We start from the raw sequence: 219 nt of genomic DNA on the forward strand, positions 1-219 counted from the left end.
CTAAAGATCTCACCGATCAAGTCACCGCTTTAGTCCAACAAAGCAATTGGCAAACAAGTCAAATCACCAGCAACACGAGTGATGAACGTCAAGCCAGTAATTTAACCATTCAACGTCGTAATATCAGCACGGTTCCAGCCTATAACCCATTACAACACCGACCGATTGCATCACCACAACGGGCCAAAGTAGTAGGGCCAAGTGGAGAAGAAATTCATG

The 219-nt window shown here is 45.2% G+C and carries 1 protein-coding gene; it reads left to right on the forward strand.

What is annotated here, in order from left to right; all coding sequences use genetic code 11:
• On the forward strand, window positions 1-219 hold a 219-nt coding region (locus ACG916_RS21705), incomplete at both ends, for a hypothetical protein (protein WP_419329556.1).

The organism is Acinetobacter legionensis (assembly GCF_048552295.1).
GTDB lineage: Bacteria > Pseudomonadota > Gammaproteobacteria > Pseudomonadales > Moraxellaceae > Acinetobacter.